The following is a 17,222-nucleotide window of genomic DNA, read 5'->3' as shown; positions in this document are numbered from 1 at the left end:
TGGAGATAGTTTTTTTATAGTGTCTAGAGATTAAGTCAGCTGTTTGTACCCACAAAATCAAAATCAACGTTGGGCGTTTCACCTTGTATCAATAAGCTGATGGCTTTTGCAGAGCCGCAAGCATGCGTCCAGCCTAACGTGCCGTGCCCTGTATTTAGCCATAGATTGTCAAAAGTGGCTGATGCGTTATGGCTACCATGTTTGACTTGACCGCAATGCGCGCGCCCAATCAAAGGTACGTTTGACGGGGTCATGGGGCGCAGTCCTGTCCAATATTGAACCGAATTTGCGATGATACCTTTTGGAAATAATTGCTGCACGCGGCGCGTAATGGCCTCACAGCGCGTGGCATTTAGGTCCAAATTATAACCATTAAATTCTGCGGTGCCTGCCACTCGCAACTTATCACCCAAACGTGAAGTCACCAGCTTAAACTCATCATCAATCAAGCTGACAAAGGGCGCTAAATGCGGCGCTCGTGGATTGACCGTATAGGTGGCTGAATAGCCCTTTGCTGGAAAAATAGGCACGCGAATATCCAATGGTTTTAACAGAGGAACGCTATAGCTGCCTAGCGCGATCACATGACTATCAGCCGTGAAAGTCTGTACGTTTTCGCCTTTTGGGCGAATGGTAATACTATGCACATGCGGACGCGCAGAGTGAGCGTCAGTATTAAGCGCTAAGATCTCAGTATCATATAAAAACTGTACACCCGCATCAATGCAGCGCTGTGCGAGTCTTTGCGTAAATAGGTGCGCATTACCAGATTCGTCACGGCTGGTGTAGGTTGCACCAGTGAGTTTATGCGCAATCGGATAGAGGGCAGGTTCCAAGTTGACGGCATTATTGATATCAATCACATGGCGCTCACAACCAAGCGCTTGCATGCGCTCAGTGGGTTCGATAGCAGCATCAAACTCAGCTTGGCTGGTATAAAAATGCATAATACCGCGTGTTTGCTGCTCATAATTGATACCGATATCGGCGCGTAGCTGTTGTAAGGCGTCGCGAGAATATAACCCTAAGCGTACCATTTGCACCAGATTGGCATCGGCACGATCAGCGCGGCACTCTTGCAAAAACTGCATCGCCCATTTGAGCTGATCCTTATCCGCACGCAGACGGAATAACAGCGGGGCATCCTCTTTAAACAACCATTTGAGCGCTTTCATCGGGGTGGCAGGATTGGCCCACGGCGTCGCATGAGAGACCGATATTTGACCACCATTGGCAAAGGACGTCTGCATCCCTGCCGCCGATTCGCGCTCGATCACAGTCACATCATAGCCTGCTTGACGTAGATACCATGCGGTGGTCACGCCCACCACCCCTGCTCCGAGTACCGCAATATGTGTCATGGGATTCTCTATGCTCATGTTAATCATGACGGCAGCCGTATATTAGCTTGCCACCACCGTTGCTGCGCCGCCTATTTGTTTCAGCTTGATTTTACTTTGGGCGCGCAACATCCACCTGCAGTGCGGCTGGCAAGTCCAATATATTCAAATCGCTTTCTGCCAATTGCTCAGGACGTGCCACGACAAGGGCTATAAATCCATTGTCATTTTCCATCGCATTGACCACTTGGATTTTATCGAGTTTGTCGCCTGCTGCGGGGAGCGCGCCGCTACCTTTTACATAGTGTAAAAACGCTTTGGGCGCTGATTTAAAATAAATACGGGCGATGACTTCTTGGCCCAAATAACAGCCTTTATCATAGTCCATGCCGCCGCGCTGATGCAGGCGCAGCTCTTGCGGCTGAAACTCACCTTGAGTCGGCGCGACAATCCAATAGTTACCAGTGGCGATACTGCACGCCATCCAATCCTCAGTGTCTTTAGCGGTATTGTGATCGTCTTTATGGCTAAAGGTTGGTTCGTCTGCTAACACACAAGGGTAAATGGTAGCTGGTGCACTGGTATCAAATTTAGAAAACGCGCCAAACTTTTTTAAATGAGCTTGTAAGGCATCTGCACAATCGCTGCTGATGACCACATCATAGTGCTTCTCGGCTTGTTTTTTGATCCAAATACCAAATTCAATACGACCTTTTAAGTTGCAGATTGCAGCGGCTTGATAGCTAAGCCCAAGTTTGGTGACATCACAAGTCAATTGCCCTTGCAAGAATTTTTCGGCATCCTCACCTTGAATGGTCAATTGCGAAAACTGCGGCAATGCTGAGGGGTTTGGAGATTGTGTCATTGTTATTATCCTTCTGCTTAATAATTAAAATATATAGATGAAATCGAAGCGATAAAAGTTATAGGTGCGCTTTAATATAGACGCTGTTGTTACTGACAGAACGTGTCAGCAAAAATGTCAATAAGGTTAAGAAGAGTACCACAAAAATGGTGTCACAAAAACGTCATCAATAAGTGGGGCGCTTCAGTGTGGGTTAAGCATTAAATTGGGCGTAGTGCGCCATTTTCAACGGTACAAATTGGTTAAAAATGGCGAGTTACGGTACAATGTCCGCTCTACAATAAACCCAACGTCTGATGACTGCCGAGGATATGATGAGCTTACCAAATTGCCCGAAATGTGATGCTGAATATACGTATGAAGATGGTGCGTTACTGGTATGTCCGATGTGCGCTCACGAGTGGACGGCGGCTGAGACGGATGCGGCACAAGCGGAAGAGCAAGATGCCGTCATTCGTGATGCGGTTGGCAATGAGTTACAGGACGGCGATGCCGTTACGGTCATTAAAGACCTAAAGGTCAAAGGCTCTTCACTTGTCATTAAAGTTGGAACTAAAGCGAAAAGTATTCGCCTATTGCCAGACGCAACCGATGGTCACGATATTGATTGTAAACTTGACGGTTATGGCCCAATGAAGCTGAAATCTTCTGTCGTCAAAAAAGCGTAAATTGTAAAAATGTCTTGAAAGATTCGATAATAAACAAATATAAGACTGACGACATTTAGAAAATACAGAACTGACAGAATACAGAACCTATAAATAGAGAATAGCTATGAGTACTAAAAACGAACAGCTTTTTGCCCAAGCCCGCAAACATATTCCAGGCGGCGTTAATTCACCCGTCCGCGCCTTTGCAGGGGTCGGCGGTACGCCAATTTTTATGCACCGCGCCAATGGCAGCAAGATTTATGACACCGAAGACAATGCCTATATTGATTATGTGGGTTCTTGGGGCCCAATGATTTTGGGTCACGCGCATCCAAAAGTCATCGACGCTGTCAAACAAGCCGCTGATGATGGTTTGAGTTTTGGGACACCAACGCCGTTTGAAACCACGGTCGCTGATAAAATCTGTGAGCTCGTGCCGAGCGTTGAGATGATTCGTATGACCAGCTCGGGGACTGAGGCGACCATGAGTGCGATTCGTTTGGCACGCGGTTATACTCAGCGTGACAAAATCGTCAAGTTCGAAGGCTGCTATCATGGTCATTCAGACAGTCTGCTTGTCAAAGCAGGCTCAGGCATGCTCGATATCGGTGAGCCAACATCTAAAGGCGTCCCAGCCGATTTTGCAAAGCACACGATCACGATTCCTTATAATGATCCGCAAGCGATCAAAGACTGCTTTGAAAAATGGGGCGACGAGATTGCTTGTGTAATCTTGGAGCCTATCGCTGGCAACATGAATATGGTAATCCCAACACAAGAGTTTCATGATACGTTGCGTGCCCAGTGTACGGACAATGGCGCAGTATTGATTTTTGATGAAGTGATGACAGGATTCCGCGTGGGTCTGGGCGGTGCGCAGGCACACTTCGGTATCACGCCTGATTTGACCTGTTTTGGTAAAATCATCGGTGCAGGCCTGCCAGTTGGTGCGTTTGGCGGTAAAGAAGAAATCATGTCGTGCATCGCACCGCTTGGTGGCGTGTATCAAGCTGGTACGTTATCAGGCAACCCACTTGCGATGCGTGCCGGTATCGCGATGTTTGAAGACCTAACGGCAGAAGGTTTTTACGAAGACTTAGCTGCCAAAGTCGATCATCTGGTCGATGGTTTCCAAGCGGCGGCGGATAAGCATGGCATCAATCTGCGCACCAATAAATTGGGCGGTATGTTTGGTATGTTCTTTGTCAAAGACGCTGATACCAAAACCCCAAGTAACTTTGATGATGTGACAGAGTGCGATATGGAGATGTTCAATACCTTCTTCCACGGTATGTTAGATCGCGGTATTTACCTAGCGCCGTCTGCGTATGAAGCAGGCTTTATGTCAATCAAGCACAGCAATGAAGATATCGAGGCATCGATTACTGCTGCTGATGAGATATTTGCAGAGATAACAAAGGGTTAACCCACTCTAAATCTCTCAAATTTTAGACATTTGAAAGATAAACCAGCATTCATAATAAATTATGATGCTGGTTTTTTTGTACGTTTGTCATATTTGTGATCTTTTAGGCTTAAATTGCCACGCAGGACATCGCCATACATACGAAAATCACTAGCAAAACTTTTTAGCGGAAATTTAAGCGAGGCGGGTTTGTTTTTTTCAAAGAAAAAATGCCCGACCCAAGCGCAGGCATATCCTGCTGCGACACCTCTTGCGAGAGGCTTTACCGAGCCAGTTTTGATTGACTTTGCCAATCCTAACAAACCAAAACTGCTACCTGCAAAATGGAGACGGCGACAAGCCATGTTTTGATGCTCGTCTAAATAAAAATCATAAAACGCCTGTTTGGGTGACGCTTCAGTTTTTATCATATCCGTTCTGGTACTGTTATGGGTATTAGCGGTTTCGATCGCATTTTTTTCGGTTGTTTGATTCATGCGGTTAGCGTCCTTGCTGGCGGGTTTATCGACTATCCATTGTCGGCAGTTTTTAGGTAAATAATTGATGGATTTCGATGTGATTTATACCGATGTAAAAGCAGTAAATAACGGTTTTTTATCACAATATTATGAGCTTTCAATGTAGCAAACCGATATTGCTAACACAAGCGTTAGATGTAGGCTTGGTCATTAGCCTTTGATAGAGTGGTTTTACACTTTTGCTATGATTTTGCGGCGCTTGCGCGTATTTAGGATAAATGCTTTAATGGCAAAATGGCCCAGATTTGTGTGGCGGCTGCTTTTTCTATACCTATGATTTTATATCTATGTCGTACCTGATTTTGTTAAACTACACACTCTCTCTAATACGGTGACAACTTGCCTTATGCCTACTGACTATCTTACAAACCCGCCACTCGGCGATGATGAAATGATGGCAGCCATTGATATTGGTTCCAACAGTTTCCACTTAGCCATTGCCCGTCTTGATCATGGGGAAGTGCGCAAAGTAGTCTCTATGTCTGAAAAGGTACAGCTCGCTGCTGGACTGGATGAGCATAAAATCTTGAGCGAGACAGCTGAACAGCGTGGTCTGGATTGTTTGAGTCGGTTTGTGGCGCGTCTGGATTCTGTACCGCCAGAGCGTATTCGTGTGGTTGCGACCAACGCCTTGCGCCAAGCCAAAAATGCCAATGATTTTATTGCAAAAGCCAATAAGATTTTGCCCAAGCCCATTGAGATTATCGCTGGTCGCGAAGAGGCACGATTGATTTATTTGGGCGTCTCGCATACCAATGAGAGTAGCGACAAGCGCTTGGTTATTGATATTGGTGGTGGCTCGACGGAATTTATTATCGGTCAAGAGTTTGATCCTTTATTGACGGAAAGCTTACAAATGGGCTGCGTGGCATTTACACAGAAGTACTTTGCTGACGGCCTCATTACCAAAGAGGCTTTTAACAATGCGATTTCAGGCGCGCGCAAGGAAGTACTGGCAATCAATGGTCGTTACCAAAAGACTGGTTGGAGCAGCGTGGTCGGCTCAAGTGGCACGATCAAAGCGGTACGCAACGTCCTTGTGTCCAAAGGCTGGGCCGATGAGCAAGAACGCATTACTTATAAAGGCGTCAAAAAACTAGAGCGATTGCTGCTTAAGATTGGCAATATTGATGATATCGAGCTAGAAGGCGTCAAAGACCACCGTAAAGCGGTATTTCCGGCAGGTGTGGCAGTGTTGCGTGCGGTGATGAAGGTACTAGGCGTTGAGACCATTACCTACTCAGATGGGGCATTACGTGAAGGCGTGATGTATGACATGCTGGGGCGTTTTGCGAGCGAAGATGTGCGTGACCGCAGTGTGCTCGCGCTTATCAAGCGTTATTCAGGCGACAAAAAGCAAGCCAAGCAAGTGGTAAAAACCAGTCGTAACCTGTTCGAGCAAGTAAAAGATAAGCTTGCCCTAACAAGCGATGACTGTGACTTACTCAGACGTGCCGCGTTTTTGCATGAGATTGGCCTTGCAATCAGTCATAGCAGTTATCATAAGCACAGCGCCTATTTGCTTGAGTATTCTGATATTCCAGGGTTCTCACAAGTGGATCAAAAGCGTATGGCGCAGTTGATGCTCAACCATCGCCGTAAGCTCAAAGCCGATATGTTCGAGCAGACCTGTCAGATCGGGGGAAACCAGCTCGTTTATCTGTGCTTGCTATTGCGTCTTGCGGTACTCGCGCATCATAGCCGTAGTGATTATAAACTGCCAGAATTAGAATTAAAGGTCATCAGTGATAGCGACTGGCAAATCACGGTGGCTGATAGCAGCGAGCATTATGCGTTTTTGGTTGCTGATTTGCGCACAGAGATTGAGCAGTTTGCCAAATGGGGCGTACAGCTTAGTGTGGTAGAGGCGCAAGCAACTGAACCGTTACCATTGTCCGTATCGAGTTAAAGACTAACGTAACAAAAGCAGTGCTGTCGATAATGTCATGCTATATAAGATGTGCTACTATAGCTTCTACTCAGTTTACAACTGTACTTTCATTATCTGAACACCGATAACGATATTATTCTTAAACATAAATACATTAAGTATAATGATTAAAGGGAAGCGTCTATGAGCACTGTCTGGGATAGTGTGCAGCTTGCACGACATGCCAAGCGTCCATTATTTATGGACTATGTTAATCAGCTTTTTACTGAATTTGATGAGTTGCACGGCGATCGTGCTTTTGCCGATGACAAAGCCATTTTGGGCGGTCTGGCACGGTTCAATGATCAACCTGTAATGGTCATCGGTCAGCATCGTGGTCGCAGTACTCGTGAGCGTATCGAGCATAATTTTGGTATGGCCAACCCTGAAGGCTATCGCAAAGTGATTCGCTTGGTCAAAATGGCAGAGCGCTTCAATATTCCTGTGATGACCTTTGTCGATACTCAAGGTGCCTATCCTGGTGTTGGCGCAGAAGAGCGCGGTCAAGCGCAAGCGATTGCAGAGAGTATCGCGGTATTCTCTAGCCTAAAAGTGCCTATCATCGTGACCATTATCGGTGAAGGTGGTTCAGGTGGTGCATTGGCAATTGGCGTTGGCGACAAAGTCAACATGCTGCAAAACAGCATCTATTCGGTCATTTCTCCTGAAGGCTGTGCATCTATCTTATGGAAAACGGCTGAAAAAGCACCAGATGCCAGTGAAGCTCTGAAATTAAATGCCATCAACCTTTACCAGCTAGGTTTGGTTGATGCCGTCATCGATGAAGGTGAGGGCGCACATGTGCAGCCACAACCCGTTATGGAAGCTCTAAAATCACTGATCACTGAGCAGCTTGATGAAATCAGAGATTTGGATCCTCAAGCGCGTTGTGAGCTCCGCTACGAAAAATTAAAGACGTTTAACTCAGAAGTGATGCTGCCTGCTTAATGCAAAGCATGTGCTAAGCTTTTCATATTAGAGACTGAGTCTTAATGCTAAAATAAAACGTGTCATTCAATGGCGCGTTTTTTTATGTCTATTAATTTGCTCATGAATTTATCTATCTAAAACTAAGGCTGATTATGACCAGCAGTGCCATCCTCACGCATCCTATTAGACCAATCAATGATTTGCCAATTGATGAGACATTGGCAGATGCATTATTGGGCAGTATAAATGACTATAGGGAGCAGCTGCATGGTCGTCGCCTATGGCTAGCCTGTAGTGGTGGGCGTGATTCATTGGCGCTTGCAGCGTTATGTGTGCAGCTCTATCGGCAAGGCAGATTGCCATGTTTGCCGCAGCTGTTACATGTTGATCATGGTTTGCAAGCCGATAGTCAGCATTGGGCAACGCATGTCGCGAATTGGGCTAAGATGCAGCAGATACCTTGTCATATCCTAAGAGCACAAGTGACAGGTCGTGATGAGCAAGCCGCGCGGCAAGCCCGCTATAACGCCATGCGTGCGCATATCAACCAAGATGATGTACTGCTACTAGGACATCACGCCGACGACCAAGCCGAAACGGTACTGATGCGCTTGATCCAAGGCGCTGGGGTGAATGGTCTGTCAGGTATGCAGCCATGGCGAGTACAAACGCAGCATGGACGACGCCATGCATTATGGCGACCTTGGCTTACGGTGAGGCGCGCCACGATTAGTAATTATGCCAAGCGCTTAGCGTTGCCTTATATCGATGACCCGACCAACGAGACGGGTGATAATGTCCGTAGCGGACTGCGCCGCGATATCATGCCAGTACTAGCAACTTATAACCCCAATGTCATTGATAATATTGCTCGCAGTGCGCAGCTATTAGGCGATGCGCAAGCCACTGTCAATGTTCAGGCTGAGCAAGATATGCAGCAGACAGCTGATGAAAGCCTACAGCTACCAGCAGCACAGCGCGTGCTCAATATCGATACATTGCAAGTATTGCCCATTTATCGCCAGCGGCAACTACTGCATCATTGGCTGGGTCAAGATGAGCCATTACCGCCTGCTAAGCAGCTCGTCGATGACGTATGGAATCTTACTCAGCGCAGCGACCATGATCACCAAACTGAGCTGTTTTGGCAAGCTCGTACGCAATCCTATGTTGTTCGCCGCTATCGCCAGCAGCTCTACCGGCTAAGCAATGAATGGTTGTCTTGGTTAGATAGACCACTAATGGTACAAGCGCAGCCATTATCGAGTTTGGATTTGACAACAAATGAATCAGCAGAGAGTGATTTTGCACTACTGACTGTTCGTCGCAGTGAAGACTATATCTGGCAGTTGCAAGTGTATCCAGATGCGCTGGCAAGATTGATAGAATGTCATATAGGCGCACTCAATGCAGTATTAAAGATAAAACCATTAGATCGCAAACAGCGTGTGCAGACGGCATTGGCGACACGTTCACAATCAGGCAAAAAACTGTATCAAACGCTTGGTATTCCATTATGGCTGCGAGAAAGCTTGGTTGTGGTCAGTGTCGTACTCTTAGATAAAGAACACGCTAAAAATGAGATTCCTATCTTATTATTATCGCCTTTTGATAGGTGGATATTGAAAAATGACTTTTCGAGCAATACCAAAAGTCTAGGTAGTGATATCGACGATGTTTTTAAGAATGTTATAAGCGTAGTTGAGTAGATGAAACAAAACTATAGCGGCTGTTATATCTTGCAATGAGGCTTTCATAAGTGTGCTGCCCATACCTTGAAGTCTTTTTGAATGGCCTTACGAATAAAAAACATATTTGACACCTCAAAATATTTTATAAAAATTATTTCTCAATCTAACAGCTAAACCATGTCATAGTCGATGTCAGTTGCGTGTTTTAACTAGGTTTACTGCCGTTGTAGACGGCAGGAATTTATCAAACGATACTAGGAGCAGTATGATAAACTGAGTGTCGTTTTATATATCAGTATGTTACGTTGAATACTTTTAAATGTTGTGACTAGGAGACAAGTATGTCGGTATTAGATAATAAGAAAATCAGTTTTATTGGTGGCGGAAATATGGCACAAGCGCTTATTAGTGGGCTTGTGAGCTGCGGCATCAAACCAAGTCTAATCACGGTCGCCGATCCTAGCGGCGATATCCGTGAGCAACTAGCGGCTAAAGGTCTAAACACCGTTGACCCAATGGCGGATGCCAAATCTGCTGTGATCGGTGCTGATATCGTGGTACTGGCAGTAAAACCACAAATCATGAAAGTGGTGGTTGGTGCTTTTGCTGATGCATTGGACAATCAGTTGGTCATCTCGGTTGCCGCAGGTCTGTCAACTGACCTATTGTTTAGCATGCTGGGCGGCTATAGTAATATCGTGCGCGCCATGCCAAACACGCCTTCGATGATTCAGATGGGTGCAACCGGTCTCTACGGCACAGATAATATCTCAGCTGAACAAAAAGAGCTGGCAACGGCGGTGATGGAAGCCTCAGGACTGGTCATGTGGGTTGATGATGAAGAACATATGCATGCTGTGACTGCCGTGTCAGGCTCAGCGCCAGCGTACATGTTTTACTTTATCGAATCGATGGTCGATGGCGCAGTGGCATTAGGGCTTGATAAAGAACAAGCCTCAGCACTTGCCATGCAAACCATGCTTGGTGCGGCAAAAATGGCGATGAATAGTGAAGATACGCCTGCTGAGCTGCGTCGTAAAGTGACGTCTCCAAACGGTACCACTCAAGCCGCTGTTGAATCCATGCAAGCCAATGAGATTGGCCGCCAAATCGGTGAAGCCATGCAAGCGTGCTATGATCGTAGCCAAGCGCTTAGTGAAGAGATGAGTAAATAGTTATTGATTAGCAATTGAGTAAGTAACGACCCAAAAAGTAGGTCAGGCTCAACAGCTGACCTGTATTGTATGATGATTCGCATCTGATAATGACAGTTGTCATCCTAAAATCTGTCAACAATGTCCCATTGAGTAGCCCTTCATGAACAACATGTTATTTCAAGTTTTTGATCTGGTCACCACATTCGCTATGATGCTGGTGTTTATTCGTTTTATGCTGCAATTTGCAGGGATGGATGCGCGCAACCCGATGATTGCACCTGCCTATAAAGCGACCCATATCGTCGATGTGTTTGGGCGTATCTTCCCAACGGTCGGACAGGGACGTATTAGCATTGCGGCTATCGTCTTAATGTTTTTGATTCGTCTGATTGATATTTCTGGAAAAGCGGCCTTGACGCATCAAGGAATTGCCCCTGTGCCGCTATTTTTCACAGGGACGATCAGCCTAGTGTTAGATTTTTTACGCATGTGTCGCTACTTGGTGATTGGGTCTATTATCGTCAGCTGGATCGTGGTGTTTACCCAATCCCAGCATCCTATTATTGGTATCATCATTCAGCTAGCAGAACCGATTTTGGCACCGTTCCGTCGTATTACGCCAAACTTAGGCATGCTTGATTTATCACCGATGATTGCTTTTTTTGTATTCTATCTGCTTGAGATCTTCATCGGCGGCTTGTCGGCAAACTTTATGCCAATGCTAGGATAATTGGTGTCTCTAAATCACAGAGAATAAATAACGCATCCCATGCCAAAAGGCGCACTATAAAATATAGAGCGCCTTTTTTATGTCTGCTATTGATGAACGTTAATACTTTATGTTGTTACTTTATAAAGACATTAAGAGTGGATAAAGCGATTGGGTATTAATTGCGCCTGAGCATCATCAGGGTGCGGTATGTCAGCCGCGCGCAATGTCTGGGTAATCCAATTATCTGCGGATTTTACCGCATCAATCAAATCATCTTCCATCGCCAAACGCCCAGCAATAAAGCTGGCAAGCGAACATCCTGAGCCATGAAATTCACCCTCTAAGCGCGGTAAGATGCTCTTATGTACCATCTCGCCCTCTATATATAAATACTGCTCGATATCACCGCTATCAAAATCATGAGAGGTTTTTACCAACACCGCATGAACGCCTTGCGCGCATAGTTTTTTCGCACCACTGTGCAAATCCTGCTCGCCGCTCAGCGCGCGCAGTTCATGCGTATTGGGTGTAATCAAGGTGGCATAGGGTAGCAGCTGCCTAAACGCGCGCACCAGCGTTTTCTCATCGCCCAAACTGCCACCGCTATTGGCGACTAATACAGGGTCTAATACAAACGGGGTATCAGGGCTTATTATTTGCTCAGCAAACAACTGGGTTAGCATGGCGATATTGTCAGTGGTACCAAGCATACCTGACTTGATGGCTTTGACAGGTAAATCGTCAAGCACCGCAGTGGCCTGTGCTTGTACTAAGGAGGCAGCGCACGCCTCAAAGCCAAATACCTGCTGTGAGCTTTGAATTGTGACTGCCGTACAAGCAATAGCCGCATGCGCACCAGATTGACCGATGGCTTCAATGTCCGCTTGTAATCCAGCACCGCCTGAGGGATCCAATCCTGAAAAACACAGTACGACAGGTCGCATAACCGCTCCTTTTAGGTATTTTATAATCAGTGATAAATACTATAGCCACCTAATGCCAAAAAATCTATCTCAGTCTAGTACCTATAGATTAAGTATAAAGTATCAAAACAAATGAAACTGTTCTGAATCATCAATTTAGCAGTGGTATTTTTTTGCAATATGGCGTAATTTTAAGTATTAAAAGGCGAGAAAAGCATTTATATCGATAATTATGAGAAAAGCCTCATTAAATCGGTAGACAAGGCTTGCAATTCGTTTTGGCTTTGTTATAATACTCGCCCACGACATAAGACGTATTGCTAGCATCAGTACTATGTTTATTTTTATAAATGTCTTAAATCGTTAGGTGAAGTGGGTGAGTGGCTGAAACCAGTTCCCTGCTAAGGAACCATACGTGTAAGCGTATCGAGGGTTCGAATCCCTCCTTCACCGCCATTTATTCAGTTATTATTAGAGTAGTAACGCAGCATATTGCGTTAAACATTTTTAATAATTAAATCAAAAAATATTTTGTTTTTAATTAAAAAAAATGTTGACACAAGCGATATTATCTATATAATAGCCAACCTAATTTACTGAAAATGATTATTCATTAACGGTAAATAATTTGCAAAGTACGCGCTTGTAGCTCAGTTGGATAGAGCACTTGGCTACGAACTAAGGGGTCGGGAGTTCGAATCTCTCCAAGCGCACCATTTGCATAATCAACTAAATCAATCGCCTGTCTTATGACAATTGGCGATTTTTTTATGTCTATCATTTTTGTAATCTATCACGGGGCTTGATGGCTTTGTACTGGTGACTTTTTATCAATCGCTTTGCAACTATAGTCAATATGATTAGACGGTCATCTAGGATAATGTACGATAGACCAGTCATTTACGGTACAATAGCGTTATTATTCACTGCTTGCTATGAGCTTGTACCATGCCAAAAAGTTCCTCTAAACGCCCGTCAAAATCTGTCAATAAATCAAAGCCGCAACCGAGCGCTTTTGCGCAGCAAGATCCTAATGAAGCGCCCGCCATTGCCAAACCCATGGTTCGTGTCGTAGCCATTCTGTATGATGGTATGTTGATTCTGGCATTGTTATTTTTGGTGGGTACGATATTGACCGTAGTTGGCACGCTGCTAACGATGGAGACGGGTACCGAGTCTTCACAGGCCCAGTCACTACCGCTTTGGTATCAAAACGCCATTATGACGCCATCATTTGTACTGACATTGGTGGCCTTCTACGGCATATTTTGGCGCCGTGGTGGTCAGACATTGGGGATGCAGACATGGCGGCTCAAAACCATCAATGACGCGGGTCAGTGGCTCACGTGGGGGCAGTCTTTCAAACGTATCTTGGCGGCGTGTTTGATGCCGCTGATTTTTGGTATTGTTGGTAGTCTGATCGATGGGTCACGCGCCGCCTTATTGGCCAGCGCGTTTCTTGGACTGGTATTCAACTATGTTTTTTGTCTGTTTAACCCTCGTGGTCTCGCAGTACAGGATATGCTATCCAACACCATTACCCTAAAAATGCCAAAAGTAGCACATGAAGGGTTATGGCGCGGTTTTAAAAATCGTAAGAAAAAGTCTTAGGATTATAAAATAGCCAGCAAGGCTCAAAACATACAAAAGTGAAAGTTATATATTAACGCTTTGAATCAGCCATGCAGTATAACCGACAAAGAAAAGCACCAACGTAGCGCCCGACGTACGACCGAACTGGCGCTTTTTTGTAAAGGCAAACACACACAGAGCAACGAGTAATACCGTCAGTAGCCCCATTGCCATCACATCACGTGATAAAATCACTGGATCAGCAGAGATAGGGGCAATCACCGTAGCTAGGCCTACGACCGCCAATGTATTGAAGACATTTGAGCCAATGATATTGCCAAGTGCCATGTCGTGCTCGCCTTTACGCGCTGCTGACAAGCTTGATACCAGCTCAGGCAGTGATGTACCAACCGCAACAATCGTCAAGCCAATGATAAGCTCACTCAGCCCCCAGAGCGTTGCCAATTCGACCGCTCCCCAAACGATCGCCCGCGAGCTAAGTACCAGCATCAGCATACCGAGCAGTAAGCTACCAAGTCCACGCGCTACGCTTGGCTCTGTCGCATCTGAATCTGCATTATCAATGTCCTCTTCATGCTCATGATAGCCCTCACGAATGCTCAATACGATCTGTGACCCCAATACCGCAATCAACAATACAAGCAATATCAGACCATCCACTTGGCTCAATATGCCGTCACGTAGCTGCCATGCAGCGATGGCGGTGATTAGCAGTAGCAGCGGCAGGTCACGCTTTACGATACCTTTACGGATGATAATAGGGCTAATCAGTACGGTTGCACCCAGTACTAAGGCAATATTGATAATATTTGAGCCGTAAGCATTGCCTAAAGCCAGCTCAGGACTGCCTTCTAATGCAGCCAGTACTGACACGACCATCTCAGGTGCTGATGTGCCGATACCTAATATCAAAACACCGATTAGGAAACTCGGTACACTAAACTTTTTTGCCAGCGCTGTTGCTCCGTCAATAAAGACATCGGCACTCCAAACCAAAATTGCTAACCCAATCAGTATTGCAATCACCGCCAACCACATCGGTATGTTTCCTTATATATGATGAAAAATATGAGTTTAATAAATAAAAATCGCACAAAAAAAGCCGAATCTTGATTTAGATTCAGCTTTCCTCATAGCATCGAGATTTTTAGTAATAATAGCAGTTAACTCAAAGATGTAACTTTGTGTTTATCTTAAATTTACCAAAACCTCACCATCCTGTCATATTAAGCAACTTGTACAGGAATGATATTTGCTGTGTCTTTCACCGTGTTGTCTTCGTTGCAATAGACCAGTTTTGGCTGATACGTCGATGCTTCAACTTCATCGAAATGCGCGTAAGCACAAATAATGACGATGTCGCCTAGGTCTGCCATATGAGCCGCAGCACCATTTAATGAGATAATACCAGAGCCCGCCTCAGCACGGATAGCATAGGTGCGAAAGCGCTTGCCATTGGTCACATTATAGATATCGATAGATTCGTTTTCACGTAGACCAGCTAGGTCTAGTAGATCACCATCGATACCGCATGAGCCTTCATAGTGAAGCTCAGCATGGGTAACGCGAGCACGGTGTAATTTGCATTTAAGCATATTAAGTAGCATAGGTTGCTTCCTTAGCGTAACTGATATTAAATAACTAAATCAAAAGGTTAATGGGGACAAACGTACCAAAATAAAAGGCTATTACTATAGAAATAATATTTTATTCAGGCAATTTAAAGCCATTAATTTGTGAACGTGCTTTTTCGATATCACCATCTAGCAATAGTGGTAGCGCGTCAAAAGCCGCCGTCAATGCGCTGTCAATGGCGATTTGCTCATCGGGAGACGCTTTTGAGAGCACATGTCCACTGACTTTAGATTTGTGACCAGGATGACCGATACCCACACGCAGACGATGAAAGTCATTACCGATATGCGGCGTAATATCACGCAGGCCATTGTGACCACCGTGACCACCGTCGGTTTTGAGTTTGATGCTGCCAGCTGGAATATCGAGCTCATCATGAGCAATCAATAACTCGTCGTTTTTGATGCCATAAAAATTTACCATAGGCACGACTGACTGACCAGATTTATTCATAAACGTCAGAGGCATAAGTAAGCGCACATCAGATCCATGAATGTGCCCACGTCCTGTCACCCCGTGGAATTTTTTGTCAGGGGAGAGCGTGATGTTGAATTGTTGCGCCAAGTGATGGACAAACCAAAATCCGGCATTATGACGCGTAAACATATACTGCTGACCAGGATTACCAAGACCGACAATAAGCTTTATGGCCATAAAAACACCCTGCTTAAATTTGATAAATAAGGATAAGGTTTGAAATATTGATAGACAATATATTCTCAAACCTTAGGGCGTGTTGAACATTCGCAAATAGGCACTGCTGATCGCTAAAATTGTTCCAGACAAGGCACAAAGCGACGATAATGCAGATGCCTTAGCGAGATTTGTAACGCAGTATGGGGCAATTTTAGCATCAGCCCCAACGATAAAAGCAGGGGACAGGACTCTTTTTTGCCGCTTCATCGTTAAAAATAAGCGCTTAGAGTGACTAAGCTTATTATTTTTAACATCGAATCGCCTAAAAAATAGTCGCTGTCAGTGCCATGGTCGAATGTTCAACACGCCCTACTTACAAAAACAGCAGGAGATTTCAAATCGCCTGCTGTCTTCTTAACTAAACGAATCTGTTACTAAGTAGCACAAAATAAAATGCTACCTAGACATAGTATATTACTCGTCGTCGTTGCTTTCTTCAGCATCAGCGCCGTCGTTTTGCTCAGTTGCTGGTACTTCATCAGCATCAACGTCGTCAGCATCTTCGTCAACTTCTTCAACCGTTGGTGGCTGCATGTTAACGATAGTACGGTCATGGCCGTCTTCTAGCTCAAGCTCATGAATCACAACGCCTTCAGGAAGTTTGATGTCTGATAGACGGAACAAATCACCGATTTCCATACCAGATACATCTACTTCTAGATATTCAGGAAGTTGTGATGGTAGGCAGATCACTTCGATATCAGATACTAAAGTAGACAATACGCCACCAGCAGCAGTACCTGGCGCTTCTTCACGACCAACAAAATGCACAGGAACGTTCATGTGGATTTTTTGACCTTTTACAACGCGCTGGAAGTCAGCATGCATTGGGAAGCCTTTAGCAGGATGACGCTGCAAGTCTTTGATAACAGCTTGATGCTCGGTACCGTCAACATTGATGGTCAAGATGTGTGAAAAGAATGCTTCAAACTCAAGTGCTTTTACTAGCTCGTTGATTTTGATAGAGATCGCTGTTGGCTGCTCACCACCACCATAGATGATAGCAGGAACTAGGTTCTGCTTACGTAGGCGGCGGCTCGCACCTTTACCTTGTAGGTCAGCAGAACGATCAGTAGCGTTTAGTTCAAAATGATTATTGCTCATGGATATAATCCTATAAAAAGAATGATGAAGTGTCTGGTCATAAAAAAGTGGA

General features: G+C 45.1%; 16 protein-coding genes and 2 tRNA genes. 10 read left to right on the top strand and 8 right to left on the bottom strand.

Features of this window, described 5'->3' with window-relative positions; genetic code table 11:
* Window positions 1–35: 35 nt before the first annotated feature.
* Together GYK50_RS11830 and ygfZ are read right to left on the bottom strand one after the other, a co-directional pair.
* On the bottom strand, window positions 36–1,361 hold the full coding sequence (locus GYK50_RS11830; RefSeq protein ID WP_093067238.1) for a D-amino acid dehydrogenase: 1,326 nt from the start codon (window positions 1,359–1,361) through the stop codon (window positions 36–38).
* 91 nt (window positions 1,362–1,452) lie between these two features.
* Window positions 1,453–2,205 carry a CAF17-like 4Fe-4S cluster assembly/insertion protein YgfZ gene (ygfZ, locus tag GYK50_RS11825; protein WP_212564007.1) on the bottom strand — a complete coding sequence of 251 codons (753 nt, stop codon included), beginning with the start codon at window positions 2,203–2,205 and terminating at the stop codon, window positions 1,453–1,455.
* A 314-nt stretch (window positions 2,206–2,519) separates the two neighbouring features.
* Here ygfZ and GYK50_RS11820 point away from each other — a divergent pair, with 314 nt between their 5' ends.
* Window positions 2,520–2,873, top strand: a complete 354-nt coding sequence (locus tag GYK50_RS11820) for a zinc ribbon domain-containing protein YjdM (RefSeq protein WP_058025320.1) — start codon at window positions 2,520–2,522, stop codon at window positions 2,871–2,873.
* Window positions 2,874–2,979: 106 nt separating this feature from the next.
* Window positions 2,980–4,281 carry a glutamate-1-semialdehyde 2,1-aminomutase gene (gene hemL / locus GYK50_RS11815; RefSeq protein WP_212564006.1) on the top strand — a complete coding sequence of 434 codons (1,302 nt, stop codon included), beginning with the start codon at window positions 2,980–2,982 and terminating at the stop codon, window positions 4,279–4,281.
* A gap of 59 nt (window positions 4,282–4,340) precedes the next feature.
* Here the strand turns inward: hemL and GYK50_RS11810 are convergent, their stop codons facing one another.
* The gene (locus GYK50_RS11810; RefSeq protein ID WP_212564567.1) at window positions 4,341–4,691 is read right to left on the bottom strand and encodes an Mpo1-like protein; all 351 of its coding nucleotides are present in this window, start codon (window positions 4,689–4,691) and stop codon (window positions 4,341–4,343) included.
* A gap of 454 nt (window positions 4,692–5,145) precedes the next feature.
* Here GYK50_RS11810 and ppx point away from each other — a divergent pair, with 454 nt between their 5' ends.
* From ppx to GYK50_RS11785, 5 genes are all read left to right on the top strand, one after another.
* Window positions 5,146–6,708 carry an exopolyphosphatase gene (gene ppx, locus GYK50_RS11805; protein ID WP_212564005.1) on the top strand — a complete coding sequence of 521 codons (1,563 nt, stop codon included), beginning with the start codon at window positions 5,146–5,148 and terminating at the stop codon, window positions 6,706–6,708.
* A 165-nt stretch (window positions 6,709–6,873) separates the two neighbouring features.
* Window positions 6,874–7,677, top strand: a complete 804-nt coding sequence (locus tag GYK50_RS11800; RefSeq protein WP_071002508.1) for an acetyl-CoA carboxylase carboxyltransferase subunit alpha — start codon at window positions 6,874–6,876, stop codon at window positions 7,675–7,677.
* A gap of 134 nt (window positions 7,678–7,811) precedes the next feature.
* A complete protein-coding gene (tilS, locus tag GYK50_RS11795) occupies window positions 7,812–9,368 on the top strand; it encodes a tRNA lysidine(34) synthetase TilS (protein WP_212564004.1) in 1,557 nt (518 codons plus the stop codon).
* A gap of 323 nt (window positions 9,369–9,691) precedes the next feature.
* Window positions 9,692–10,525 (top strand): pyrroline-5-carboxylate reductase, encoded by an 834-nt coding sequence (gene proC, locus GYK50_RS11790; RefSeq protein WP_212564003.1) that lies wholly within the window; start codon window positions 9,692–9,694, stop codon window positions 10,523–10,525.
* Between the two features lie 142 nt (window positions 10,526–10,667).
* The gene (locus GYK50_RS11785; protein WP_093067270.1) at window positions 10,668–11,237 is read left to right on the top strand and encodes a YggT family protein; all 570 of its coding nucleotides are present in this window, start codon (window positions 10,668–10,670) and stop codon (window positions 11,235–11,237) included.
* A 131-nt stretch (window positions 11,238–11,368) separates the two neighbouring features.
* Here GYK50_RS11785 and GYK50_RS11780 read toward each other — a convergent pair whose 3' ends face one another.
* Window positions 11,369–12,163, bottom strand: a complete 795-nt coding sequence (locus GYK50_RS11780; RefSeq protein ID WP_212564002.1) for a hydroxymethylpyrimidine/phosphomethylpyrimidine kinase — start codon at window positions 12,161–12,163, stop codon at window positions 11,369–11,371.
* A 345-nt stretch (window positions 12,164–12,508) separates the two neighbouring features.
* Here GYK50_RS11780 and GYK50_RS11775 point away from each other — a divergent pair.
* The 3 genes from GYK50_RS11775 (at window position 12,509) to GYK50_RS11765 (ending at window position 13,753) form a co-directional block, all read left to right on the top strand.
* Window positions 12,509–12,598: transfer RNA gene (locus tag GYK50_RS11775), tRNA-Ser, on the top strand.
* A gap of 183 nt (window positions 12,599–12,781) precedes the next feature.
* Window positions 12,782–12,858 (top strand) — tRNA-Arg (locus tag GYK50_RS11770).
* Window positions 12,859–13,090: 232 nt separating this feature from the next.
* Complete coding sequence (locus GYK50_RS11765; RefSeq protein WP_212564001.1) at window positions 13,091–13,753, top strand: RDD family protein; 663 nt, start codon at window positions 13,091–13,093, stop codon at window positions 13,751–13,753.
* A gap of 45 nt (window positions 13,754–13,798) precedes the next feature.
* Here the strand turns inward: GYK50_RS11765 and GYK50_RS11760 are convergent, their stop codons facing one another.
* From GYK50_RS11760 to GYK50_RS11745, 4 genes are all read right to left on the bottom strand, one after another.
* On the bottom strand, window positions 13,799–14,773 hold the full coding sequence (locus GYK50_RS11760) for a calcium/sodium antiporter (RefSeq protein ID WP_093067280.1): 975 nt from the start codon (window positions 14,771–14,773) through the stop codon (window positions 13,799–13,801).
* Window positions 14,774–14,961: 188 nt separating this feature from the next.
* Window positions 14,962–15,342 (bottom strand): aspartate 1-decarboxylase, encoded by a 381-nt coding sequence (gene panD / locus GYK50_RS11755; protein WP_010196068.1) that lies wholly within the window; start codon window positions 15,340–15,342, stop codon window positions 14,962–14,964.
* 100 nt (window positions 15,343–15,442) lie between these two features.
* Window positions 15,443–16,024: an aminoacyl-tRNA hydrolase gene (gene pth, locus GYK50_RS11750; protein ID WP_093067285.1), complete on the bottom strand. Its 582-nt coding sequence runs from the start codon at window positions 16,022–16,024 to the stop codon at window positions 15,443–15,445.
* 456 nt (window positions 16,025–16,480) lie between these two features.
* The gene (locus GYK50_RS11745; RefSeq protein WP_071002496.1) at window positions 16,481–17,170 is read right to left on the bottom strand and encodes a 50S ribosomal protein L25/general stress protein Ctc; all 690 of its coding nucleotides are present in this window, start codon (window positions 17,168–17,170) and stop codon (window positions 16,481–16,483) included.
* Between the last annotated feature and the right edge of the window lie 52 nt (window positions 17,171–17,222).

The organism is Psychrobacter pacificensis, assembly GCF_018336615.1.
GTDB classification, from domain to species: domain Bacteria; phylum Pseudomonadota; class Gammaproteobacteria; order Pseudomonadales; family Moraxellaceae; genus Psychrobacter; species Psychrobacter pacificensis.
The sequence above is the reverse complement of the archived record's forward strand: the minus strand, read 5'-3'. Positions and strand labels throughout refer to the sequence as shown.